Origin of the sequence: Chitiniphilus purpureus (genome assembly GCF_025642115.1) — a bacterium.
GTDB lineage: Bacteria > Pseudomonadota > Gammaproteobacteria > Burkholderiales > Chitinibacteraceae > Chitiniphilus > Chitiniphilus purpureus.
On record NZ_CP106753.1, the window covers coordinates 1,653,931 to 1,675,165 of the forward strand.

At 65.8% G+C, this 21,235-nt stretch carries 23 protein-coding genes and 1 tRNA gene; 10 read left to right on the forward strand and 14 right to left on the reverse strand.

Annotation, left to right across the window (positions count from 1 at the left end):
* The first annotated feature begins 95 nt into the window (after window positions 1–95).
* The 3 genes from pap to N8I74_RS07645 all read left to right on the forward strand — a co-directional run bounded on the left by pap (window position 96) and on the right by N8I74_RS07645 (window position 3,337).
* Entirely contained in the window at window positions 96–1,580 is a 1,485-nt protein-coding gene (gene pap, locus N8I74_RS07635; RefSeq protein WP_263126287.1) for a polyphosphate:AMP phosphotransferase, read from the forward strand.
* Between the two features lie 3 nt (window positions 1,581–1,583).
* Entirely contained in the window at window positions 1,584–2,171 is a 588-nt protein-coding gene (locus N8I74_RS07640) for a malonic semialdehyde reductase (RefSeq protein ID WP_263126288.1), read from the forward strand.
* Window positions 2,172–2,233: 62 nt separating this feature from the next.
* Window positions 2,234–3,337 (forward strand): hypothetical protein, encoded by a 1,104-nt coding sequence (locus tag N8I74_RS07645; protein WP_263126289.1) that lies wholly within the window; start codon window positions 2,234–2,236, stop codon window positions 3,335–3,337.
* A 22-nt stretch (window positions 3,338–3,359) separates the two neighbouring features.
* Here N8I74_RS07645 and N8I74_RS07650 read toward each other — a convergent pair whose 3' ends face one another.
* From N8I74_RS07650 to N8I74_RS07665, 4 genes are all read right to left on the reverse strand, one after another.
* The gene (locus N8I74_RS07650) at window positions 3,360–4,127 is read right to left on the reverse strand and encodes a class II glutamine amidotransferase (protein WP_263126290.1); all 768 of its coding nucleotides are present in this window, start codon (window positions 4,125–4,127) and stop codon (window positions 3,360–3,362) included.
* A 185-nt stretch (window positions 4,128–4,312) separates the two neighbouring features.
* The gene (gene fabI / locus N8I74_RS07655; RefSeq protein ID WP_263126291.1) at window positions 4,313–5,098 is read right to left on the reverse strand and encodes an enoyl-ACP reductase FabI; all 786 of its coding nucleotides are present in this window, start codon (window positions 5,096–5,098) and stop codon (window positions 4,313–4,315) included.
* Between the two features lie 92 nt (window positions 5,099–5,190).
* Window positions 5,191–6,222 (reverse strand): CAF17-like 4Fe-4S cluster assembly/insertion protein YgfZ, encoded by a 1,032-nt coding sequence (ygfZ, locus tag N8I74_RS07660; protein ID WP_263126292.1) that lies wholly within the window; start codon window positions 6,220–6,222, stop codon window positions 5,191–5,193.
* Between the two features lie 106 nt (window positions 6,223–6,328).
* Window positions 6,329–7,585, reverse strand: coding sequence for an AsmA-like C-terminal region-containing protein (locus N8I74_RS07665; protein ID WP_263126293.1), 1,257 nt, complete (start codon window positions 7,583–7,585; stop codon window positions 6,329–6,331).
* 85 nt (window positions 7,586–7,670) lie between these two features.
* On the opposite strand from N8I74_RS07665, the gene N8I74_RS07670 reads away from it, so the two are divergent.
* Window positions 7,671–7,746: transfer RNA gene (locus N8I74_RS07670), tRNA-Asn, on the forward strand.
* A 221-nt stretch (window positions 7,747–7,967) separates the two neighbouring features.
* Here the strand turns inward: N8I74_RS07670 and N8I74_RS07675 are convergent.
* From N8I74_RS07675 to N8I74_RS07690, 4 genes are all read right to left on the reverse strand, one after another.
* Complete coding sequence (locus N8I74_RS07675; protein ID WP_263126294.1) at window positions 7,968–8,702, reverse strand: class I SAM-dependent methyltransferase; 735 nt, start codon at window positions 8,700–8,702, stop codon at window positions 7,968–7,970.
* Entirely contained in the window at window positions 8,699–9,550 is an 852-nt protein-coding gene (locus N8I74_RS07680; RefSeq protein WP_263126295.1) for a M90 family metallopeptidase, read from the reverse strand. Before N8I74_RS07680 ends, N8I74_RS07675 begins: the two co-directional genes overlap by 4 nt.
* Window positions 9,551–9,765: 215 nt before the next feature.
* Window positions 9,766–10,806 (reverse strand): glycosyltransferase family 4 protein, encoded by a 1,041-nt coding sequence (locus tag N8I74_RS07685; protein WP_263126296.1) that lies wholly within the window; start codon window positions 10,804–10,806, stop codon window positions 9,766–9,768.
* A complete protein-coding gene (locus N8I74_RS07690; RefSeq protein WP_263126297.1) occupies window positions 10,803–11,618 on the reverse strand; it encodes a UDP-2,3-diacylglucosamine diphosphatase in 816 nt (271 codons plus the stop codon). Before N8I74_RS07690 ends, N8I74_RS07685 begins: the two co-directional genes overlap by 4 nt.
* 155 nt (window positions 11,619–11,773) lie before the next feature.
* Between N8I74_RS07690 and N8I74_RS07695 the strand changes: the two genes are divergently transcribed.
* The 4 genes from N8I74_RS07695 (at window position 11,774) to N8I74_RS07710 (ending at window position 14,870) form a co-directional block, all read left to right on the forward strand.
* Complete coding sequence (locus N8I74_RS07695) at window positions 11,774–11,980, forward strand: DUF1289 domain-containing protein (protein ID WP_263126298.1); 207 nt, start codon at window positions 11,774–11,776, stop codon at window positions 11,978–11,980.
* Between the two features lie 6 nt (window positions 11,981–11,986).
* Window positions 11,987–14,332 (forward strand): penicillin-binding protein 1C, encoded by a 2,346-nt coding sequence (gene pbpC, locus N8I74_RS07700; protein ID WP_263126299.1) that lies wholly within the window; start codon window positions 11,987–11,989, stop codon window positions 14,330–14,332.
* A gap of 105 nt (window positions 14,333–14,437) precedes the next feature.
* The gene (locus N8I74_RS07705) at window positions 14,438–14,635 is read left to right on the forward strand and encodes a GNAT family N-acetyltransferase (protein WP_263126301.1); all 198 of its coding nucleotides are present in this window, start codon (window positions 14,438–14,440) and stop codon (window positions 14,633–14,635) included.
* Window positions 14,586–14,870 carry a GNAT family N-acetyltransferase gene (locus N8I74_RS07710; protein WP_263126302.1) on the forward strand — a complete coding sequence of 95 codons (285 nt, stop codon included), beginning with the start codon at window positions 14,586–14,588 and terminating at the stop codon, window positions 14,868–14,870. The genes N8I74_RS07705 and N8I74_RS07710 overlap by 50 nt, the downstream gene beginning before the upstream one ends.
* 132 nt (window positions 14,871–15,002) lie before the next feature.
* Here the strand turns inward: N8I74_RS07710 and N8I74_RS07715 are convergent, their stop codons facing one another.
* Entirely contained in the window at window positions 15,003–15,701 is a 699-nt protein-coding gene (locus tag N8I74_RS07715) for a pirin family protein (protein ID WP_263126303.1), read from the reverse strand.
* Between the two features lie 112 nt (window positions 15,702–15,813).
* Here N8I74_RS07715 and N8I74_RS07720 point away from each other — a divergent pair, with 112 nt between their 5' ends.
* Window positions 15,814–16,749 carry a LysR family transcriptional regulator gene (locus N8I74_RS07720; protein WP_263126304.1) on the forward strand — a complete coding sequence of 312 codons (936 nt, stop codon included), beginning with the start codon at window positions 15,814–15,816 and terminating at the stop codon, window positions 16,747–16,749.
* A 70-nt stretch (window positions 16,750–16,819) separates the two neighbouring features.
* Here N8I74_RS07720 and N8I74_RS07725 read toward each other — a convergent pair whose 3' ends face one another.
* Genes N8I74_RS07725 through N8I74_RS07735 form a run of 3 tightly spaced genes read right to left on the reverse strand, consistent with a single transcriptional unit; the run spans window position 16,820 to window position 18,537 of the window.
* Window positions 16,820–17,383: a YceI family protein gene (locus tag N8I74_RS07725; RefSeq protein ID WP_263126306.1), complete on the reverse strand. Its 564-nt coding sequence runs from the start codon at window positions 17,381–17,383 to the stop codon at window positions 16,820–16,822.
* 31 nt (window positions 17,384–17,414) lie between these two features.
* Window positions 17,415–17,978: a YceI family protein gene (locus tag N8I74_RS07730; protein ID WP_263126307.1), complete on the reverse strand. Its 564-nt coding sequence runs from the start codon at window positions 17,976–17,978 to the stop codon at window positions 17,415–17,417.
* A 22-nt stretch (window positions 17,979–18,000) separates the two neighbouring features.
* On the reverse strand, window positions 18,001–18,537 hold the full coding sequence (locus N8I74_RS07735; protein ID WP_263126308.1) for a cytochrome b: 537 nt from the start codon (window positions 18,535–18,537) through the stop codon (window positions 18,001–18,003).
* A gap of 391 nt (window positions 18,538–18,928) precedes the next feature.
* On the opposite strand from N8I74_RS07735, the gene N8I74_RS07740 reads away from it, so the two are divergent.
* Window positions 18,929–19,573 (forward strand): carbonic anhydrase, encoded by a 645-nt coding sequence (locus tag N8I74_RS07740; RefSeq protein WP_263126309.1) that lies wholly within the window; start codon window positions 18,929–18,931, stop codon window positions 19,571–19,573.
* Between the two features lie 52 nt (window positions 19,574–19,625).
* On the opposite strand, the gene N8I74_RS07745 is transcribed toward N8I74_RS07740, so the two are convergent.
* Window positions 19,626–20,420: a Cof-type HAD-IIB family hydrolase gene (locus tag N8I74_RS07745; protein WP_263126310.1), complete on the reverse strand. Its 795-nt coding sequence runs from the start codon at window positions 20,418–20,420 to the stop codon at window positions 19,626–19,628.
* A 92-nt stretch (window positions 20,421–20,512) separates the two neighbouring features.
* The gene (locus N8I74_RS07750; protein ID WP_263126311.1) at window positions 20,513–21,235 is read right to left on the reverse strand and encodes an arginyltransferase; all 723 of its coding nucleotides are present in this window, start codon (window positions 21,233–21,235) and stop codon (window positions 20,513–20,515) included.

The window sequence follows — 21,235 nt, forward strand, 5'->3', positions numbered from 1 at the left end:
GCCCGGTCACCCTGCAACAAAGGAAGCCAACATGGCTTCCTTTTTTGTTGCCCGTTGCACGGACGATAATCGGAACTGGATCTGAGGAGCATCGCATGTTCGAAGCAGCGCAACTGGGCCACGCAGTCGACAAGGCAACGTTCAAGAACGAAGAGGCGCGCCTGCGCGAGGGCCTGCTTGCTGCGCAATTGCAGCTCAGGCAGCGGGCGGATTTCCCGGTGGTGATCCTGCTGGCCGGCGTGCCGGCGGCCGGCAAGGGGGAGACGGCGAATCTGCTGCTCGAATGGATGGACCCGCGCAGCATCGCCACCCATGCATTCGATACCCCATCCGACGAGGAAACCGCGCGGCCGCCGTTCTGGCGTTTCTGGCGGATACTGCCGCCCAAGGGCAATATCGCGGTGCTTTTCGGCGGTTGGTATGCCGACCCGCTCTGGCATTGGCAGGATGGCGACGAGGAGCGCATGGCGCAGCGCATCGAGCGGATCCAGCGGCTGGAGAAGATGCTGGCCGACGAGGGCGTGCTGGTGCTGAAATTCTGGCTGCACCTGTCGCGCGACAAGCTCAAGCAGCGGCTCAAGGGCTTGCAGGCCGATCCCCGCACCGCCTGGCGGGTCACGCCCGAAGACAAGCGTTTTCTCAAGGACTACGACCGCCGTATCGCGACTTGCCGTACATTGTTGACCCGCACCAACCTGGCCGAGGCCCCATGGCGGGTGGTCGAGGGCTGGGATGCCAATTATCGTGCCCTGTCGGTATGCGGACAGGTGCTTGACGCACTTGGGCACCAACTGGCGCGCGAGTCGGTCAAGCAGCGCCGGGTGGACGCTGCACCACTGGTCAAGTCGATCGATGGCGTGCGGCTGCTCGATGCACTGCGGCTGGAACACCCGCTTGCTAAGCCTGAATACCGCGATCGGCTGGCACTGGCCCAGGGGCGCTTCCACGGTCTGATGCGCAGCCTGGCAGCGCGCCGGTTGTCGATGGTCGCCGTCTTCGAAGGCATGGATGCCGCGGGCAAAGGTGGCGCGATCCGCCGGGTCACCGCGGCACTCGACGCCCGGCAGTACCGGGTGGTGCCGATCGCCGCACCGACCGACGAGGAAATGGCGCAGCCGTACCTGTGGCGCTTCTGGCGTCATGTGCCGCCGTACGGCAGGCTCACCGTGTTCGACCGCTCGTGGTACGGCAGGGTGCTGGTCGAGCGCATCGAAGGCTACGCTGCGCCGGCCGAATGGATGCGGGCCTATGACGAGATCAACGATTTCGAAGCCCAGCTCACCGATGCCGGGGTGGTGGTGGTGAAGTTCTGGCTTGCCATCAGCCAGGATGAGCAGCTCCGGCGCTTCCAGGAGCGTGAGGCCACCGGCTACAAGCGCTTCAAGATCACCGACGAGGATTGGCGCAACCGGGAAAAATGGGACGACTACATCCAGGCGGCCAGCGATATGGTGGAGCGGACCAATACACCCGAAGCGCCCTGGCATCTGATCGGCGCCGACAACAAGTATCATGCGCGTATCGCCGTGCTGGACGCGATGTGCGAGGCACTGGCGCGGCGCTTGAAACGCGAGGATTGAATCATGGCCGAACCGCTGGACGCTCACGCACTCGATCAGTTGTTCCGTGACGCGCGCACCCACAGTCATTGGCTGCCGCGCCCGGTCGACGATGCAACGCTGCGTGCGCTGTACGAGTTGCTCAAGCAAGGGCCGACCTCTGCCAACTGTGGCCCGGCACGTTTTCTGTTCATCCGCTCGCCCAAGGCCAAGGCTGCGCTACGCCCCTGCCTGGATGCCGGCAACGTCGACAAGACCATGGCGGCGCCGGTGACCGTGGTCGTGGCGTACGATCTCACGTTCTACGAACACCTGCCTGCGCTGTTCCCGCACCAGCCCAAGGCGCGGACCTGGTTCGAGGGCAAGGACAACACTGCCGCGCTGCTGCGCAACGGCAGCCTGCAGGGCGCCTACCTGATCCTGGCCGCCCGTGCGCTGGGCCTGGACTGCGGGCCCATGTCCGGCTTCGACGCCGCGGCACTCGACGCAACCTTCTTCGCCGGTACGCAATGGCGCTCGAATTTTCTTGTCAATCTGGGGTATGGCCAGCAGGAAGCGTTGCATCCGCGCAACCCACGCCTGCCGTTCGAGACCGCGTGTCGCATCGCGTAGCATTCAGGGACGTATCCGTCCGATAAGAGGCGGAAAGCCATCAAAAGCCAGCAGGGAGTTTCATGGGCGGCAAGCTAGGCAAGAGCGAATGGTCGCTCTGGAGGGCGCTGGAGGACTGGCGCAGGAAGCGGCACGAGCTTGAACCGCTGTTTGCTGCTGCAGGGCTGGCCAACGAGCAGGAGACGCTCGTCAACCGCGCCTTGGTCGATCTCAAGCGCACACCGCCGACCATGCCATTGGTTTCCGGCGATCCGCAGCACGATGAGGAGGAGCTGGCGCGGTACCGCGAGGCATACTACCGGCATTTCGACGAGAGCCTGTACAAGGTCGATACGCTGTTGCAACTGCCTTGGGTGCCGGAAATGGCGCCGCTTGCCGAGGCCATCCGCGCCGAGGTCAATCAGCTCAGGGAGTGGATGCATGCGCATCCGGCACAGCGCCCCGATTTCTCGCGCCTGGAGCAGTTGCTGCAGCACTATCTGCGGCTGGATCACCCGGAATTGCCGTTGCCGCAAGGGTTGCTCGAAGGACGGCGCCGGCTGTTGATGGACGTGGTGGGTTATCCACTGCTGGTGCAGCACGCCGGCAAGGATCCGTTCAACGATGCCGTGCCGCCGCTGAGCAGCAGCGCATTCCGCCATGAATTCCACGCCAAGGCCCAGCAGTATCTCGAAACACCTTGGCTGCATTCCAAGGTGGTCACGCACTGGTACGCGATGCTGGGCCTGGATGCCGCGCTCGCACGCAAGAAGCGCGACGCCACCGACCAACGCCGGCTGGCGGCACAGTTGCCGCGGCGCTGGCCCAGCCTGTCGGTATTGCTGCCCGGGTTCGAGCAGGCCGACCAGCTGTGGTACCTGTCGCTGAGTGGGTTGGCTTTTTTCGCGTTGTTTGCCGAATGGTGGATTGCGGCCGGCCTTCTGATCATCTGGCTGTCGCTGTCGATCGGTGCGCATCGGCGCGAGCAGCAGCAGATCGAGGCGCGCCGTGCCCAGCTGGTCGCCCAGGCGGCGACCATGAAGCGGGTCCGCGACCGCTTCATGCTGGGCTCCATTTCACCGGACAAGCTCAGCTTCCAGCTGCGCCAGCTCGACGAGCGCAACGAATACCACGACGAGATCCTCCACGTGCTCTTGAAGCTGCACGCCTACGACCAGGACAGCTGAGGCGCACAGGTGCCGCCTGGCTTCAGTTGGGCAACGGCACGCCGTCGACAAAGCACAGCAGCTCGCCGGCGTGCATCTGGGTCCAGGTTTCGTTGTCGGTCAACGGTCGGGTCGCGATGACGGCCACGCGGTCGCGCGGCGTGGTGAGCTGGGCGAAGTCGATGCTGACGTCGGCATCGGCCAGGTGCGCGGTGGAGAACGGTGATTCGCGCACGATGTAGTAAAGGTCGGTGCTGCAGTGGGCGAACAGTGCGCGTCCATCCGAGAGCAGGAAATTGAAGGTGCCCAACCGCGATTGCGCCTGTGCGAACGCCGCAAGCTCGCTGTGCAGCTCGCGCAGCTGCGGTGTGCCCTGGAAGCGCCGCTCCAGGCGGTTGAGCAATGCGCAGAAGGCGTGCTCGCTGTCGGTGGTCCCCACCGGCGTGAAGCGGCCCCCTTGCAGGTCGGGGCGCTCCAGCAGGTTGCCGTTATGGGCGAACAGCCAGTAACGGCCCCACAGCTCGCGCTGGAACGGATGCGTGTTGGCCAGCGAGACCGCGCCTTGCGTCGCCTTGCGGATATGGGCGATCACGTTGCGGCTCTGGATGGGATAGTTCTTGACGAGATCGGCCACCGGGGAAATGCTCGATGGCAGGTAATCGAGGAATACCCGGCAGCCGCTGTCCTCGAAGAACGCAATGCCCCAGCCATCGGCGTGCTCGTCGGTCTCCCCGCCGCGGCGGCGGAAGCCTTCGAATGAAAACACGATGTCGGTCGGCACATTGCAGTTCATGCCCAGCAGCTGGCACATCCTTGGCGGTTCCCGTTGTTCCCGGGCCAGCCCACGGTGCGGCGCGGACAAGCCCGGCATTGTCAAGCCCATGCGGGGACGGACATGCGACTAGGCTAGTGCAAGCCGCGCCCCGTGATTGTTACACCTTACAACAAAACGCCCGGCGCGGTGCCGGGCGTTTGCAGGTGCGCGCAGCGGGGGGCTCAGCTTTCCAGCGCGCCTGCGCCGATGTTGTAGCCCGCATCGACATGCAACACGTTGCCGGTCATGCCGGAGGACAGCGGCGAGAGCAGGAATGCCGCCACATTGCCCACCTCTTCCTGGCTCACGTTGCGCTTGAGCGGGGTGGCATCGGCAGCGGATTTCAGCAGCTTGCCGAAGTTGGCGATGCCGGCGGCGGCCAGCGTCTTGATCGGGCCGGCCGAGATGCCGAATACGCGCACGCCTTTTTCCGGCCCCAGCGCGGCGGCCATGTAACGCACATTGGCTTCCAGGCTCGCCTTGGCCAGGCCCATGACGTTGTAGTTGGGAATGGCACGCTCGGCGCCAAGGTAGGACAGGGTCACCAGTGCCGCGTCCTGATTGAGCATGGGCCGTGCCGCCTTGGCCAGCGCGGCAAAGCTGTACGAGCTGATGTCGTGCGCGATCCGGAAGGATTCGCGGCTGACCGCGTCAAGATAGTCGCCGTTGAGCGCTTCGCGCGGGGCGAAGGCGATCGAATGCACAAGGCCGTCCAGCCCGTCCCACTGCTGCCCGAGCGAGGCGAACAGCGCATCGATCTGGGCATCGCTGGAAACATCGCACGGTAGCACCAGCTCGGAGCCGAACTCGGCCGCCAGCTTGACCACGCGCTCCTTCATCTCCTCATTGGCGTAGGTGAAGGCCAGTTCGGCACCTTCGCGTTTGCAGGCGGTGGCGATGCCGTAGGCGATGGAGCGGTTGGACAGCAATCCACAGATCAGAATCTTTTTACCGGCAAGAAAGCCCATGTTTTCGTCCTTGCTATCAGAAGAGTCGCGCGATTATATCGAACCGCGCAGTAAAAACCCGGCCCAAGGCCGGGTTTTTCGTCCAATCCCTTTCACTGCGCTTCTTCGAGCGGGTAGGGTAGGGACAGCAGCGCCAGTGCCGGCCCGTCCAGTTGTTCCAGGTGCAGGCCATGCGGGAGCGAGGACAATTGGGCCACGACCAGCAGCTCGCTGCCCCCCTGCGGCGCAGGGGCGGCCAGCAGGACCTGGCCGCTGGGTTGGCCGTTCATCTCGCTGCTGTACACCGCTTGGCCCGCGGCGGCGGGGGCGTCGACCCAGGCGCGCAGCATACGCCGCTTCAGCTTGCCCAGGTACTGCGTGCGCGCGACGATCTCCTGCCCGGGATAGCAGCCCTTGGTGAAGTTCACCGCACCGATCAGTTCCAGGTTGGCCATCTGCGGCACAAACTGCTCCTGTGTGGCGCCGGTCACCCAGGGGATGCCGGCGCGGATCTCGGTCAGGCGCCAGACCGGCTCGCCCACGGGGCGCGCGCCGTGGGCCACGAGCTTTGCCCACAGCGCGCCGGCCACCGTCGGAGACGTGAGCAGCTGATAGCGCCCGCCCGGCAGCGCGACCACCTTGAGCGCTTCGCCGGCAAGCACATGGCCGGTCTCGGGCAGGGTGCCGCCGATCAGCTTGGCAGCAAGCTCCCCCGCACCGGGGCCCGCCAACCCCAGCGCAAGCCATTGCGCAGCGGCATCGCTGGCCTGCGTCTTGCTGCGCAGCACATACATCGACAGCCGCTTCTGGATGGCCGGCAACAGCTCGGCTGCCAGTTGCAGCAGATAGTCCTCGCCATCGCGCAGCAGCAGCAGGCTCGCCAGCATCCGTCCCTTGGGTGTGGAGTAGCTTGAATACTGCATATCCTCCGTGCCCAATGCACGCACATCACTGGACAGTTGCCCGTTCAGGAACACCTGGCTGTCCTCGCCGCTGAACCGGATGAAGCCGAACTGCGTCAGCGGCGAAACGACGACACCGTGTTCCAACGCTGCGAGTTCATCGGCCGGATGGCCGAAATCGAGTACCCGGCCGGCCTCATCGAGATGGGCGCCGGCAGCGAGCAGGGCGGGGTTCAGGGGCATGGGGAACTCCAGACAGGAATGGCAGACAGGCCACTTAGATGCGTATGCCTTGGCCAAAATGCAATGCCCCGCCATGGGCGGGGCATCACAGGAGGGCGGGGTCGTCCTACTGTTCCCGCGTGGTGGACAGCAGTTGCTCATCGGTACGCGGACGGTAGGCGGCGCCGACGCGGAATTCCGGCGCCCGCAGGGTGCCTGCGACCCGGATCTGGTTGCTGACCGAGATCGGACCGCTGGAGAGCCGGGCTGCCACCGCGCCATTGAGCTTGCCGTCGCGGACCGTGAGGAAGCCGTTGGCCTTGAATTTGCCGCCGTCGACCCGCATCCCGGAGAACTGGACGATACCGCCGCGCACCGCGACCTTGCCCGACACCGTATCGAAGCGGGTCTGCCCGCCGCGCGAGTAGCTCACCGGCGTTGATGACTTGAGCGGCGTCACCAGATCGAAGTTATGCAGCATGCCGTCGCGCACCAGCAGCGTGGCGTCGATGCCGGGCTGGGCGAACAGGGTGCGGTAGTCGTCACCGCGATAGACGAAACGGGCCTGCGCATCCATACGGCCGGTGGCGTAGGTGTTGCTGCTGAACACCTTGCTGAACGGTTCGGCCTGCAGGCCGCTGGCGCGCAGCTCGCCGGCGAACTGCCAGCCCTGCTCCCAGGACAGCTGGCCTGCACCGGTGAGCACGCCGCTGTAGAGATCGCCGCGGATCTCCTCGATATCGATGCCCTGGCGGTGCGCGATGCCCTTCAGGCGCAGGAAGTCGAACTTGGCCGGATGACCGAACGGCAGGGTCCAGCCGGTGGCGTTGAGTTGCACCGCGAAGCGCTCGACGCCGTTGGGGCGCACCAGCAATTGCAGCTGGCCGCTGTTGTCGGCGATTTCCAGCTCGGTCAACTCGCCCGCCGTGCCGAACTTGAGGGTGCCGTCGACCGGACCTGCCTCCTTGCCGTCCAGCACCACATAGCAGCGGACCAGCGTCAGGCCCGTCAGCCGCGGGTTGCCCGGCTCGGGCCGTAGCCGCTCAGGCAGCCGGACGGCGAGGTCAGGGGCGAAACGGCCACCCTCGATCCGGATGCCATGCAGCGTTTCGCCCCAGGCAAGGATGTTCTTCGGGGTCAGCGGCACCAGCAACCGGTCGATCCGCCCCGCCTCCTTGTCGACCGTGACGTTTTCCAACACCAACGCCGGACGCGGATAGTATTCGACCGTCACATTGCGCGCCTCGAACTGCCCGTGCGTGATGCGCCGGCCCACATCGAGCAGCGGCTTGGCAAACAGGTTGACTGGCACCAGCAATGGGACCGCCAAGACCAGCACAATCAAAAAGAGCAATGAAAACAGGATGATCTTGAGTTTACCCATGCGTTCCTCCGCAATTTATCGTTTTTAGGGGCCGTTTCGTGTTGACACACCGGTGAGGGGCCACTATTATACGCAGCTTATCGATTCCCCGATAGCTCAGTCGGTAGAGCAACGGACTGTTAATCCGTGTGTCCCTGGTTCGAGCCCAGGTCGGGGAGCCAAATCTCAAAAGCCGCCATCGCAAGATGGCGGCTTTTGTTTTTCCGTAAGCCTAAATGCTTTAGGCATGCTGCAACAAGTCCGCCTGGCTGTGGCGGAAGGCGTTGACTTGGTGCTGCGGGGAATCGGCCGGGGCAGGCGGCGTTGCAAGGCAGCCGCAGCATGACAGGACCTGCCGGCCGGTGCGCGCCGGTGTTGCTTGCAGCCGGCGCGCCTGAAGGCTTCAACTGCGGGGCAGGTAGACGTCGAAGCGCGTGCTGTCACCCTCGTAGCAATAGGCGGGCTCTTGACCGGCAAGCCAGGGCGCATGGCGCGGCCGCTTCACCACCACACGGCGCGTGGCCAGCAGTCGGGCGGGTTCGAGCAGCCCGTCCGCGTCCGCGTCGCCACCGATCAACGCCTGGAATGCGGCCATCTCTTTTTTCGACTTGGCACGCTTGTCGGGCTCCGGAAACATCGGGTCAAGATAGAGCACCGCCCACTGTGCCTGGGTGTCGCAAAGCCATTGCAATGCATCGGCCTGGATCAGACGCATGCGTGCCGCGATGCCGGCGGTCTGCTCAGCCCGTGCGGCGCGGGCGAGGCCGTCGTCGACCAGGGCGCAGGCCACCGGCGAGCGTTCCAGCAAGGTGACCTCGCAGCCCAGCGTCGCCAGCACGAAGGCATCGCGGGCCAGGCCCGCCGTGGCATCGAGCACGCTGGGTGCGTGGCCCGGCTTGAGACCGACTGCGCGGGCGACCGGCTGGCCCAGCCCGCCGCCGAAACGGCGCCGATGCGCCTGTGCCCCGCCGACGAAATCCACTGCCACCCTGGCCTTGTCGCCGACCTGGCACAGGTTGAGCCGGTCTTCGATCCACATCAGATAGTGGCCGGTCGGTGGCGCCGCGTGCAGCAGCGGCAAGCCGTAGCGCGTGGCAAGCGCGGCATCGTCCTCATTGCGTGCAATCAGCCCGGTCATGCGTCGTGGCCCAGCGGCGCGGGGGTGGTCCAGACCGGCCCGAATTCGACCGGCTCGAAGGCCGGGCGGTAGCGCACGCGCGGCAGGCGGGCCAGCGGGTCCTGCTGATAGAACTGGCGCAACTGCTCGTAGACTGCCGGATAGTGGTCGGCGATGGCATGCGGCGTCTCGAAGAAGTATTCGGACAGCACGGCAAAGCATTCAGCGGGGTTCTGCGCGGCGTACAGGTCGATCGGACTGTAGCCGCCGTGGCGCGACAAGCGGGTGAGGTGATCGAACGCTTCGCCGAACGCCTGCTGCCATGCGGTGCTGCTCATGCCCTTGTGCAACGGCGGCCGCCCGTTGGCCCGGCCGGCCGAGTCGCGCATGTCGAGCTTGTGTGCCAGCTCGTGGATCACCACATTCCAGCCGTCAAGCCACGCCGACTCGGACACATCCAGCCACGAAAGCAGCACCGGGCCCTCGGGTCTGGCCTGGCCTGCCAGGATCTGCTCGCCCTCATGCACCACGCCGATCGGATCGGTATAGCGGTCGCGGGTGAGGAACTGCCCCGGATAGAGCACCAGTTCGTGCCAGTCGTCGTAAGCATCGAATCCCAGGTTGAGGATGGGCAGTGCCGCCTGTGCCGCCAGCAGCACCAGCGCTTGGTCGTCCAGCTCCAGGCCGTGCAGCGGGGTGATGTGCTTTTCGTGCAGAAACCAGGCGGCCTGGTCGCGCAGCCGCTGGCGTTCCTCCACGGTCAGGCCGATGAACAGAGGCAGGCGCTCGGCCTCGCGCCACAGCGCGTCGGGAATCGGGTTGGCGGCAAGGTGCCGCTTGCGGCGCCGGGTGCGCAGGAATTCGAACATGGCCATCCTCGGATGACGGTCTTTCAGGGCCGGCCCGCCGTTGCGGCGCAACGGCGGGCCGGCCCTCTTGCCGCCGTGATTGATGACGAGGATATGGGCGCCGTAAGAATTTAATCAAGCTGCGCGTCCGCCCGGCGCGGATGCGCGCGAAAGCGCTTGAAAAATCAAGATGCTGCCAGGGGGACGACGCAACCCCCGGGCACCTGCTGCGACACCTACATGGAGGGGCTGCCGTGCGCTTGCATCGGTTCGGCGCCGTTGCCGAACGGGTGCAGGTGGCCAAGGAACTGCCGGCTTGCCGCTGCCCAGGAAAACCCCTCGGCATGGCGCCGAACCGCCTGGCGGTCGATCGCCAGTGCATCGAGGCAGGCACGGTGCAGGTCTTCGTCTAGCGCACCGGGGCCATCACGGCCGATCACATCGATCGGCCCGGTGACCGGATAGGCCGCCACCGGACAGCCGCAGGCCATTGCTTCGAGCAGCACCAGCCCGAAGGTGTCGGTCCGCGAGGGGAACACGAACACATCGGCAGCGTTGTAGACCGCCGCCAGCTCGCGCTGGTCCAGCACGCCCAGCCAGTTCACCTCCGGATAGCGGGCCCGCAGCGTGGCCGCCGCCGGGCCATCGCCGCACACCCACTTCGAGCCGGGCAGCTCCAGCGCGAGAAACGCCTCGACGTTCTTTTCGACCGCGACGCGGCCGACGTAGACGAAGATCGGCCGGCGTGAGTTGAGATGGGTGCGCGCACCGGGCTTGAAGGTCTCCAGGTCCACGCCGCGGCTCCAGGTCACCACCTTGGTGAAGCCGCGCGCCTGCAGGTCCTGCACCACCGCACGCGTCGGTGCCATCGTCGCGGTCGCGGCGTTGTGAAAGCGCGCCAGCCAGCCGTAGCTCCAGGACAAGGGGATGCCGAAGCGCAGTTTCACGTATTCCGGAAAGCGCGAATGGTAGGCGGTCGTGAACGGCAGCCCGTGCCTGAGGCAGTAGCGCCGCGCCGCGATGCCGAGCGGGCCCTCGGTGGCGATGTGGATCGCATCGGGCCCGAATGCCTTGAGCCGCTCGGCAAGCCGCTGGCCCGGCCGCCATGACAGGCGGATCTCGGGATAGGTGGGGCAGGGGAAGGTGTGGAACTGCAGTGGTGTGATCAGCTCGACGGTATGGCCAAGCTGTATCAGCTCGGCGCGTGTCTGCTTGAGTGTGCGCACCACGCCGTTGACTTGTGGTTCCCACGCATCGGTGACGATCAGGATCTTCATGCGCCGCTGGCTCCCTGGTTGGCGGCAGCGTAGGCGGGCACGGCGGTCCGTGCCGCCTGTTCGGCGTAGCATTGCTGCCAGGTGATGATCTGCAACTCGCCGCTGTACAGCTCCACCAACGCGGTCAGGCTTTCCACCCAGTCGCCGTCGTTGCAGTACAGCACACCGTCGATCTCGCGCAGCTCGGCCTTGTGGATGTGGCCGCAGATCACGCCGTCGAGCCCGCGCTCGCGCGCCTGGGCCGCGACGGCTGCCTCGAAGTCGCTGACGAAGTTCACTGCGGTCTTCACCTTGTGCTTGAGGTATTGCGAGAGCGACCAGTACCCCAGTCCCAGCCTGGCGCGTACCTGGTTGAAGGCACGGTTGAGCCGCAGCGTGAGGCTGTACAGCCGATCACCCACAATGGCCAGCCAGCGCGCACACTGCACCACCCCGTCGAATTCATCGCCGTGCAGTACCAGGAACCGCCGACCGTCGGCGGTGGTGTGGATCGCCTCGTCGGCGATACGGATCCCGCCGAAGGTCAGCCCGGCAAACTGCCGTGCGCCCGCGTCGTGATTGCCCGGGATATAGGTGACCTGCGTACCTTTGCGTGCCTTGCGCAACACCTTCTGGATCACGTCGTTGTGGCTCTGCTGCCAGAACCAGGAGCGCTTGAGGGCCCAGCCGTCGACGATGTCGCCAACCAGATAGAGGTGGTCGGCCTCGGTATGCCTGAGAAAATCCAGCAGATAGTCCGCCTGACAGCCGGCGGTGCCCAAGTGGATGTCGGAGATCCAGATGCTGCGAAATCGGAGCGGCGGTTCACGCATGCGCGGATTCAATAAGCAGAGTTTTTCATGCGCCTCATCATGCCGACGGCAGATGACGGTTCGACGACAAACTGATGACGCTGCCGTGACAGCCGCGTTGACAGCGGTTCGGGCCGCCGGCCATAGTGCTCGGGCCCCTTTCTGCCTGTCCTGCGATGTCCAAGCCTGATCGTCCCGACTCCCCGTGCATCGCACTGTGTTCCACCGCGTTGGGCGACGAGGTCTGCCGCGGCTGCGGCCGCACGTTCTCCGAGGTCGCCAACTGGGTATTCCTCAGCGATGCGGAAAAGGAGCAGGTCTGGCGACGGCTGGAAGCCTACTGGGCGGTACGCGGGCTGCCACCCCCGTGGGCGGGCCGCTGAGCACGCATGGCAAACCGACGTGTGGCTTGGCCGTGGCGCTGGCTCTTTGCCGTCACGTTGCTGCTGGGCCTGTTGGCCCTCGTGCTCGACCGCTGCTTTCCGCTGCCGCTGCCGCGCGATGAAGCCGGGCTGGTGGTGGTCGACCGGCACGGCCGGCCATTGCGGCAATACCCATCCGCCGAGGGCATGTGGCGCCATCCCGTGACGCAGGAGGCGGTCTCGCCGCTTTATCTGCAGGCACTGATCCACTACGAGGACCGCTGGTTCTATCACCATCCCGGGGTCAATCCGGTGGCGCTGTTGCGCGCTGCTTGGCAATGGATGCGCCATGGCCGTATCGTCTCGGGCGGCTCCACGCTGACCATGCAGGTGGCACGCATCCTGGCGCCGCCGCCGCGCACGCTGCTGGGCAAGACCCGGCAGATCTTGCGCGCATTGCAGCTGGAATGGCATCTGAGCAAGCGCGAGATCCTCGCGCTCTATCTGAACCATGCGCCGATGGGCGGTATTGTCGAAGGGGTGGAGATGGCTAGCCGTGCCTATCTGGGCAAACCGGCCGCCGAGCTGAGCCACGCCGAGGCCGCGTTGCTGGCAGCCTTGCCGCAGGCGCCGTCGCGGTTGCGCCCGGACCGCTCGCCGCTGGCGGCAATGCGTGCACGCGACAAGGTGCTGGCGCGGCTGGCGGCTCACGGCGTGTGGTCGGACCAGGTGGTGGCCGATGCGCGCATCGAACAGGTGATCGCCCAGCCGCCGCGCGCGCATTGGCTGGCACCGCTGGCGGCGGAGCGCCTGCGCCAGGCCGCGCGACGCGCTGCGGCACCGGCCGGTCGCAAACGGGTGGTGGCTGCCACGCTCGATGCCCGGCTGCAGGCCATCGTCGAGCGCATGCTGCTCGATCGCCTGGGCCAGCTGCCGCCCAAGGTTTCGACGGCCGTGCTGGTGATGGAAAACACCGACCTGGCGGTGCGTGCCTACGCCGGTTCGGCGGATTTCGGCGACAACGGCCGTTTCGCACACGTGGACATGGTGCGCGCCATCCGCTCGCCCGGTTCCACGCTCAAGCCGTTTCTCTACGCGATGGCGCTGGACCAGGGACTGGTGCATTCCGAAAGCCTGCTGGCCGATACGCCGCAATCGTTCGGCGGCTATCAGCCGGGCAATTTCCAGGCCGCGTTCAGCGGGCCGGTCAGTGTGGCCGACGCGCTGCAGCGCTCGCTCAATGTGCCGGCGGTCGACCTGCTGGACCGGATCGGGCCGGAACGCTTCGCCACGCAGCTGGCCGCCGCGGGACTGCGGTTGCGTATGCCGCGCGGTGCGGCGCCCAATCTCAGCCTCATTCTCGGCGGCGGCGGCACATCGCTGGAAGCGCTGGTGGGGGCATACCGCGCCCTGGCGGCGGGCGGGATGGCCGGCGCACCGCGCCTGAGCCTTGAGACGCCGCGCCGTGAGGCACGGTTGATGAGCCCGGGTGCGGCATGGATCGTGCGCGACATCCTGGAGGGCGGCGGCCGCCCGGACCGGCCGTTCCAATCCGGCCCGCTGCAGCTGGCGTGGAAGACCGGCACCAGCTTCGGCTTTCGCGATGCCTGGGCCGTCGGGGTGACCGACAGTTACACCATCGGTGTCTGGGTCGGGCGGCCGGATGGCACGCCCAATCCCGGTTTCTTCGGCGCCAATGTCGCCGCGCCGCTGCTCAAGGATCTGGTTGCCGCGCTGCCTGCTGTGCCTGGTGCGCGGCGTGCGCCGCGGCCGGCCGCCGTGGGTGCCGAGGCGATCTGCTGGCCGCTGGGGCTGACCGCGGCGGCCACGGCGGCGGGGCACTGCCACGAGCGGCGCACCGCGTGGCTGCTGCATGGCACCGCACCGCCGACGCTGCCCGATCGCAACCGCAGCGGCGGGCTGGTGGAAACCGTCTGGCTCGATCCCCGGCACGGCCTGCGCGTCACCCCCGCCTGCGCCGCCGATGCCGTACCCCATGTTGTGGCACGCTGGCCACTGTGGCTGGAACCTTGGCTGGATCCGGCCGTGGCGGCCCGCCACGTGCCGCCGCGCTGGGCGCCCGGCTGTGCGCCGGAGGTCGCGACGACATTGCGCATCGTCGGCGTCGCTCCGGGCAGCCTGCTGCGCCCGGCGGCCGGAAGGTTGCAGGCGACAGTGGATGTGACGGCGCTGGGCGCCGCGGGAGTGGTGTTCTGGCTGCGCGACGGCGAGCTGGCTGGCCAGAGCATGCCGGGGCAGCCATTCCGGCTGCATTTCAGTCGCAACGGTCGTGTCCGGCTCACCGCGTTTGACGGCGGGGGGCGTTTCGACCACGTGGATCTGGCGGTGGGGGGCATCCTTCCCCCACCGTGAGGCAACTCGATGCATGATCGGCAAGCCCGGAAAAGCCAGCGGTGCAACCGGCGTGGCGTGTGCCGGTCCACCGTCCAGGTCGATTTCCAGGACAGCACCATGCAGATGCGACCCTTAGTCGCGCAGGACTTTCCCGAGTTGCGCAGGTGGTTTGCCGATCCGGAACTGGATGAGCAGCTGGGGCCGCTGGATGAGGAATGGTTGCGGCATGTCCTGGCCGACGACAGCGGTGCGCAATTCAGCTTCGTGCGCGATGCGCAGCTCGTCGGCGTGGCTGGGGTGGTGTGGCGCGGCGCGCCTTGACCCGTTCATCACCGATATCGCGGTGCGCCCCGACCTGAAAGGGCAAGGCATCGGCCGGGCGATGATGCAGGTGCTGCTCGACGACCCCGCGCTGCGGCATGCACCCCGGTGGCAGGCCAGCGTCGCTGCCGACAACCCGGCCGCGCTGGCGTTCTTCCTGCGCCTGGGCTGGCAACGTGCGGCGCAGCCGGATGAGGAAGGGATGATCGACCATTGCTTCGTCAGGCCGGCCTGAGCCGGCGATCCCGAGCGCGCCCAGGCAGCCATCCCGACATCCATGGCACCGCCAACTGCGGTGCGGTGCCCCAGCCTTGCTGCCGTTGCTGGCACCACCATCGGCGCAGCCGCCGCCCCGGCGGCATCGGGCCTACGCCAGATCGAACAGCAGCACCTCGGCATCGCGCCCCGCGCGCAGCGTCACGCCGCCTTCGTTCTCCAGCATCAACGCGTCGCCCGCGTGCAAGGTCATGCCGTTGACCTCGATGGTGCCGCGTGCCAGGTGCAGATAGCCGCGCCGCCCGGGGGCGAGCGGATGGTGAGCCGTGTCGCCGGTGTCGAACACGCCGCAGTACATCGACACATCCTGATGCACCCGCACCGATCCGGCCGTGCCATCGGGGCTCGCGGCCAGCCGCAACTGGCCATGCTTTTCGACCTCGTCGAACACGGCCTCCTCGTACGAGGGGGGCAGGCCAGTGGTCGCCGGGACGATCCAGATCTGCAGAAAATGCACCGCCTGACCGGCCGACGGGTTGAATTCGGAATGGGTCACGCCGGTGCCGGCACTCATGCGCTGCACGGCGCCACTGCGGATGATCGAGCTATTGCCCATACTGTCGCGGTGTTGCAATTGCCCGGACAGCACATAGCTGATGATTTCCATGTCGCGGTGCGAGTGCGCACCGAAGCCCATACCGGGTGCCACGCGGTCTTCGTTGAGTACGCGAAGTGCGCCAAAATGCATGTTTTGCGGATCATGGTAGTCGGCAAACGAAAAGCTGTGGCGCGATTGCAGCCAGCCATGGTCGGCGGCGCCGCGTGCAGCGGCCTTGCGTAGTGTGAGCATCCCGGACTCATTCAAAAAATAAGTTAGAATAAAAATATGGTATTGCTGATGATTCGAGAGAGATAGCGAATTTTATTAAAAGAATCGTTCCAATTATTTGATGGTGTTGTCTATGTTGCGACTGAATCTGGAAGCGTTGGAGATCCTCGACGCCATCGTGCGCAAGGGCAGCTTCGCCGCGGCGGCTGATGAAGTGCATCGCGTGCCCTCGGCGGTGACCTACATGGTCAAGAAGCTGGAGGATGAGCTGGGGGTGCAGCTGTTCGATCGCTCCGGTCACCGCGCCAAGCTCACCGCCGCGGGCCAGACCCTGCTGGACGAAGGCCGCCACCTGCTGCGCGCCGCCGGGGATCTGGAATGCCGTGTCAAACGCGTGGCGACCGGCTGGGAGACCACGCTCAATATCGCGCTCGACGGCCTGCTGCCGATGGAGTTGCTGTACCCGATGGTGCGTGACTTCGACCGGCTCAACTCCGGTACCCGGCTGCGCTTTTCCCGTGAGGTGCTCGCCGGCATGTGGGATGCGCTGCTCGATCACCGGGCCGATCTGGCGATCGGTGTCTCCGGCGAAGGCCCGCACGGCGGCGGCTACGCAGCCCGCGCGCTGGGTGAGGTGGCCTTTGTATTCGCGGTGGCGCCGGGCCATCCGCTCGCCGACGCGGCCGAGCCGTTGCCGGCCAGTCTGCTGCAGCAGCACCGGGTGGTGGCGATGGCCGACACCTCGCGCACGTTGCTGCCGCGTACCGTGGGCATCCTGTCCGGCCAGGAGATCCTCACGGTGCCCGACATCCAGGCCAAGCTGTCGGCGCAGATCGCCGGCCTCGGTTGCGGTTATCTGCCGCGTTGCCTGGCCATGCCCTATGTCGAGGCGGGCAGTCTTGTGGAAAAGCGCGTGGAGGAACACAAGGCCCCGGCGGTGATGTATGCCGCCTGGCGGACCACCGGGCTTGGGCGGGCGCTCAAATGGTGGATCACGCGGCTGGCGGAGGACAGGGCGATCGGCGAATGGCTGGCGCGCCATCCGGCGCAGGCGCCGCTGCCGGTCTGATGCGTACGGCAGGCGGCCGCAAACAACAACGGGCTCCGATCGGAGCCCGTTGCACAGGGAAGGTGCCGCGTTACTTCAGGCCGGCTTCGACCTGGATGTTCAGCTTCACCTCATCGCCGACACCCGGCACGCCGTAGCTCATGCCGAAGTCGGTGCGCTTGAGGGTGCCAGTGGCCTCGGCGCCGCACCAGGGCTTCTTGCTCATCGGATGGGTGCCGCATTTGAAGTTGGAGACCGCCAGCGTCAGCGGCTTGGTGACCCCCAACAGCGTGAATTCGCCGTCGATGGCGGTCAGTTTGTCGCCGCTGAACTTGAGCTTGCCGGATTTGAACGTGGCGGTCGGAAACTGGGCGGTGTTGAAGAAGTCCTCGCCGCGCAGGTGCGCATCGCGCTTGTCCAGGCCCGTGTCGATACTGGCGGTGTCGATCACGATCTCGACATTGCCGCTCTTCTTCTCGGTATCGAGCACGATGGTGCCGCTGGTCTTGTCAAAGCCGCCGCGCTGGATCGAAAAGCCCAGGTGGCTGATCTCGAAGCTGGGGTAGGTATGGGTCGAATCGATCTCGTAGGTCTGCGGCGCAGCCACGGCGCCGGCGGCGAGCATGGCAAGGAGCGAGGCGATCATCGGCTTCATGGGGTCGTGTCTCCAGAGGGATATGAGGGAGTTATTGACCGGGTTTGCCGGTCAGGGTGAAACGGAACTTCACGTGCACATCGTCGGCAACCGTCTCGGTATCGGCCCAGGCACCTTCGCCCAGCCGATACTGCAGCCGCTTGACCGGAAAACCGCCTTCGAGCACCAGGTCGCTGCCCGCCGGCTTGGCGGTGAACTGGGCCACGATATCGCGACTGATGCCCTTGATGACGAGCGGGCCACGGGCTTCGAACTTGCCGCCGCCGAGCGCCTTCACGCTCTTGGCGGTGAAGGTGGCCTTGGGGTGGGCCGCGGTGTCGAACCAGGCCTTGCGCCTGACCTCGGCATTGCCGTCCGGCCCGCCGACATCGATGCTGGCAAGGTCGACACTGAACGTGGCCTGCGTGGTCTCCGGTTTGGCCGGATCGAAGTTGACCTGGGCGCTGTATTGCTTGAAACCGCCGTCGACGGTCACGCCCATCTGCTGGAACGAAAAGCCAAGACGGCTCTTGGCAGGGACCAGGGTCTGCGCCGCCAGCGCCGGCAGGGTCAGGCCGGTGGCAAGCACCGCCGCGACCAGGATGGAAAACCTCATTTGCAAGCTCCGTTGGAAAAGGTCAATCGCGCTGCGGCAGCATGCGACGCAAGGTGCCGTCGCGGTCGACGAATTGATGTTTCAGCGCGGCGAGCGCATGCAGGCCGACCAGACCGATCAGTCCGTAGGCGAGCAGCATGTGCACCAGTTTCAGCCGGTCGCCCAGGTCCGGATCGCGTGGCACGAAATCGGGCAGCGGTATCAGGCCGAACAGCACCACCGGAAAGCCCTTGGCCGAACTCATGGCCCAACCGACCAGCGGCAGCGCCACCATCAGCAGGTAAAGCAGGTGATGCGTGCCGGCAGCCGCCTTGCGCTGCCAGGCGGGCTGCCCGGCAAGCGGGGGCGGCACACCGCGGCGCAGCCGCCACGCGAGGCGCACCAGCACCAGCAGCAGCACCGAGATGCCAAGCCATTTGTGATAGGCGTACAGCTTGAACTTGACCGGCGAGAGCGGCAGCGTATTGATGTAGAGCGCAAGGCCGAAGGCGCTCAGGATCAGCAGCGCCATCAGCCAATGCAGGGTGATCTGCACGCCATCGTAGCGGGAGGAAGCCATCGCCTGTCCTTGTTCTTTCAACTTGAAGCAGCGCCATGATGATAACGGCTTTGAGTGCAATCTGATCCTGAAGTTTATGGAATTGATTGTTCTAATTTTTGCAACAATCGCTGAACACGTGGCGCTGACCGGTGACTTGGTGGCGCAAGGGTGCCGTGCCATGTGCCGCCGCTCCCTGCGGTGCTCCGCCGCTGCCGCGCATATGGCGCGCGGCAGGTATTCTGACGGCGGTCACATTGCTTGTGTGTGTGATTAGCATGGCTGCACCGTTACCGATTTCTGTAACGAAATCAAGGCGCGGCCACAACGGGTTTTGCCTGTACAATGCGCCCCCGGCGCGTGCCGAGGTGCCCATCGGTAGTGGATGGGCGGGTATGCAAAGGAGACCTGTATGCATGGTGTCGAGAAGTTGATCGGCGGCTTCGGTCGCTTTCAAAGCAAGTATTTCAGCGAGCAGGGCGGGCTGTTCGAGACCCTCAAGCGCGGACAGAACCCCCATAGCCTCTTCATCGGTTGTTCCGATTCCCGCGTGGATCCGGCCATTCTCACCGATTGCGACCCGGGCGATCTGTTCGTGGTGCGCAATGTGGCCAACCTGGTGCCGCCCTACGAGCCGGATGGGGCCTACCACGGTGTTTCCGCTGCCATCGAATATGCCGTGTGCGTTCTCAAGGTGCGCTACATCATTGTGCTGGGGCACTATGCCTGCGGCGGCATCCGCGCGCTGGTCAAGGGGCATGAGCCGCAGTCCGAAGCCGACTTTGTCGGCCGCTGGGTGAGCATTGCCAGCCGTGCCTGCGAGAAAGAGGTCGTCCAGGCCGGCGAGTCGCAGGATGGCGAAGCCCAACTGCGCCGCTGCGAGATGTCCGCCATCGTGGTCTCGCTGGAAAACCTGATGAGCTTTCCGTTCATTGCCGAACGGGTCAAGGCGGGCGAGCTGCATCTGGTGGGCTGGTACTTCCATATCGAGGAAGGCGCGCTTTACCAGTACGACCACGCGGACGGCGCTTTCGCCCCGTTGGTGAAGGCCCGCTGACCGCTCCGGGCGGCAGCGGCCGGCATGGCCCGCCCGCCGCCCGGACGGTTTTTCACAGCCCGAACAGCGTGCGCAGGTGCAGTGCCACCCCGCCTTCGGTGTTGGAGCCGATCTGCGGCACGCCGGGCAGCTGCGCCACCAATCGTGGATTGGCGTTGCCCATCAGGAACGGATGGCCGGCGGTCTGCAGCATCTCCAAATCGTTGAGATTGTCGCCAAAGGCGATGCAGTCGGCAGCGGCAATGCCCAATTCATCCATCACCACGGTCAGCGCATGGCCCTTGGAGACGGTCGGGGCCATCACTTCCAGACAGTCCAGCGCCGAGAAGGTCACATAGAGGGTATCGTCGAATTCGGCGAGCAGCCGCGCTTCCAATGCCAGCAGATGGGCATGGGCGCTCACATACAGGATCTTGGCCACACCTTCGCCGTCAATGCTCGGGATATCGGCCACCTCGTAGGTGAAGCCGGAATCCTGGTGGTAGCGCAGCAGGTCCTCATTGGGCTCGCCGATCAGCCAGGTTTCGTCCAGATACAGGTTCAGCGAGGTGCCTGCGGCGAATTTGGGCTGGACCAGCGCGCGCACCAGCGCCGGGTCGATGTTCTCGGCGTGGATCTGCCGGTTGTGCGGATCGTGCACCCGGGCGCCGTTGGAGGTGATGAGATAGGCCTCGATGCCCAGCACATCGCGGATGCCGCGCACATCACAGTAGTGGCGTCCGGTGGCGATGGCAAAGCGCAAGCCGCGTGCCTGCAGATCACGCAGGGTCTGGGCGGTGTGGGGGGGGACAGTGTGGTCCGGGCTGAGCAGCGTGCCGTCCAGGTCCGTGGCGATAAGCTGATACATAAGGGTCCTGCAAAGGCGTTCGAGCCGCCATTTTATCGCGCCGCGCCATTGTCCCCGATGCGGAAATGCCCTAAGCCGGCGCCCATCTTGCGCTATTGCGGGGGCAGGCGCTGCCAGCGGCCGTCGATCAGGCCCTCGATCGGCTGGTACTGGGTCTTGTAGGCCATCTTGCGGCATTGCCCGATCCAGTAGCCGAGGTAGACGTAGGGCAGCCCCAACTGACGTGCCAGCCCGACCTGCCACAGGATGTTGAACACGCCGAAGCTTGCGCCTTCGATATCCGGATCATAGAAGGTGTAGACAGACGACAGCCCGTCCTCCAACTGGTCCACAAGGCTGACCATGCGCACCGCGCCCCCTTCGCGGAACTCCGCCAGAAAGCTTGCCACATTGCTCTTGAGGATGAAGCTTTCGTACTGTTCGCGACCATCTTCGTCCATGCCGCCACCCGAATGGCGTGCTGCCTGGTAACGCTGGTAGAGCCGGAAGTGCGATTCGGCGTACTCCAGGCCGAGGATGCGGGTCTTGAGGTTGGCGTGGCGCCGGGCGGCGCGGCGTTGCGAGCGGTTGGACTCGAACTCCGCCACCGGCAGGCGCACCGGCACGCAGGCCTGGCAGCTGTCGCAGTGCGGGCGGTATACGAACTGGCCGCTGCGGCGGAAACCGTGTTGGACAAGCTGGCTGTAGGTGCGCGTGTCGATCAGCTCCGAGGGCACGGCCACCTGTGAGCGTGCCAGCTGGTCCGGCAGGTAGCTGCAGGTGTAGGGGGCGGTCGCATAGAACTGCAACTGGATCGCGTGTCCGCGCGGATTCAT

Bases quoted from the DNA above. Each gene is read 5' to 3' on its own strand.
- N8I74_RS07715 (WP_263126303.1), bottom strand. From the start codon at position 15,701: ATGCTCACACTACGCAAGGCCGCTGCACGCGGCGCCGCCGACCATGGC.
- ygfZ (WP_263126292.1), bottom strand. From the start codon at position 6,222: ATGCCCCTGAACCCCGCCCTGCTCGCTGCCGGCGCCCATCTCGATGAG.
- N8I74_RS07680 (WP_263126295.1), bottom strand. From the start codon at position 9,550: ATGTTCGAATTCCTGCGCACCCGGCGCCGCAAGCGGCACCTTGCCGCC.
- pbpC (WP_263126299.1), top strand. From the start codon at position 11,987: ATGGCAAACCGACGTGTGGCTTGGCCGTGGCGCTGGCTCTTTGCCGTC.
- N8I74_RS07705 (WP_263126301.1), top strand. From the start codon at position 14,438: ATGCGACCCTTAGTCGCGCAGGACTTTCCCGAGTTGCGCAGGTGGTTT.
- N8I74_RS07710 (WP_263126302.1), top strand. From the start codon at position 14,586: ATGCGCAGCTCGTCGGCGTGGCTGGGGTGGTGTGGCGCGGCGCGCCTT.
- N8I74_RS07750 (WP_263126311.1), bottom strand. From the start codon at position 21,235: ATGAATCCGCGCGGACACGCGATCCAGTTGCAGTTCTATGCGACCGCC.
- N8I74_RS07730 (WP_263126307.1), bottom strand. From the start codon at position 17,978: ATGAGGTTTTCCATCCTGGTCGCGGCGGTGCTTGCCACCGGCCTGACC.
- N8I74_RS07745 (WP_263126310.1), bottom strand. From the start codon at position 20,420: ATGTATCAGCTTATCGCCACGGACCTGGACGGCACGCTGCTCAGCCCG.
- N8I74_RS07665 (WP_263126293.1), bottom strand. From the start codon at position 7,585: ATGGGTAAACTCAAGATCATCCTGTTTTCATTGCTCTTTTTGATTGTG.
- N8I74_RS07735 (WP_263126308.1), bottom strand. From the start codon at position 18,537: ATGGCTTCCTCCCGCTACGATGGCGTGCAGATCACCCTGCATTGGCTG.
- fabI (WP_263126291.1), bottom strand. From the start codon at position 5,098: ATGGGCTTTCTTGCCGGTAAAAAGATTCTGATCTGTGGATTGCTGTCC.
- N8I74_RS07645 (WP_263126289.1), top strand. From the start codon at position 2,234: ATGGGCGGCAAGCTAGGCAAGAGCGAATGGTCGCTCTGGAGGGCGCTG.
- N8I74_RS07685 (WP_263126296.1), bottom strand. From the start codon at position 10,806: ATGAAGATCCTGATCGTCACCGATGCGTGGGAACCACAAGTCAACGGC.
- N8I74_RS07640 (WP_263126288.1), top strand. From the start codon at position 1,584: ATGGCCGAACCGCTGGACGCTCACGCACTCGATCAGTTGTTCCGTGAC.
- N8I74_RS07740 (WP_263126309.1), top strand. From the start codon at position 18,929: ATGCATGGTGTCGAGAAGTTGATCGGCGGCTTCGGTCGCTTTCAAAGC.
- N8I74_RS07690 (WP_263126297.1), bottom strand. From the start codon at position 11,618: ATGCGTGAACCGCCGCTCCGATTTCGCAGCATCTGGATCTCCGACATC.
- N8I74_RS07695 (WP_263126298.1), top strand. From the start codon at position 11,774: ATGTCCAAGCCTGATCGTCCCGACTCCCCGTGCATCGCACTGTGTTCC.
- N8I74_RS07675 (WP_263126294.1), bottom strand. From the start codon at position 8,702: ATGACCGGGCTGATTGCACGCAATGAGGACGATGCCGCGCTTGCCACG.
- N8I74_RS07650 (WP_263126290.1), bottom strand. From the start codon at position 4,127: ATGTGCCAGCTGCTGGGCATGAACTGCAATGTGCCGACCGACATCGTG.
- N8I74_RS07725 (WP_263126306.1), bottom strand. From the start codon at position 17,383: ATGAAGCCGATGATCGCCTCGCTCCTTGCCATGCTCGCCGCCGGCGCC.
- N8I74_RS07720 (WP_263126304.1), top strand. From the start codon at position 15,814: ATGTTGCGACTGAATCTGGAAGCGTTGGAGATCCTCGACGCCATCGTG.
- pap (WP_263126287.1), top strand. From the start codon at position 96: ATGTTCGAAGCAGCGCAACTGGGCCACGCAGTCGACAAGGCAACGTTC.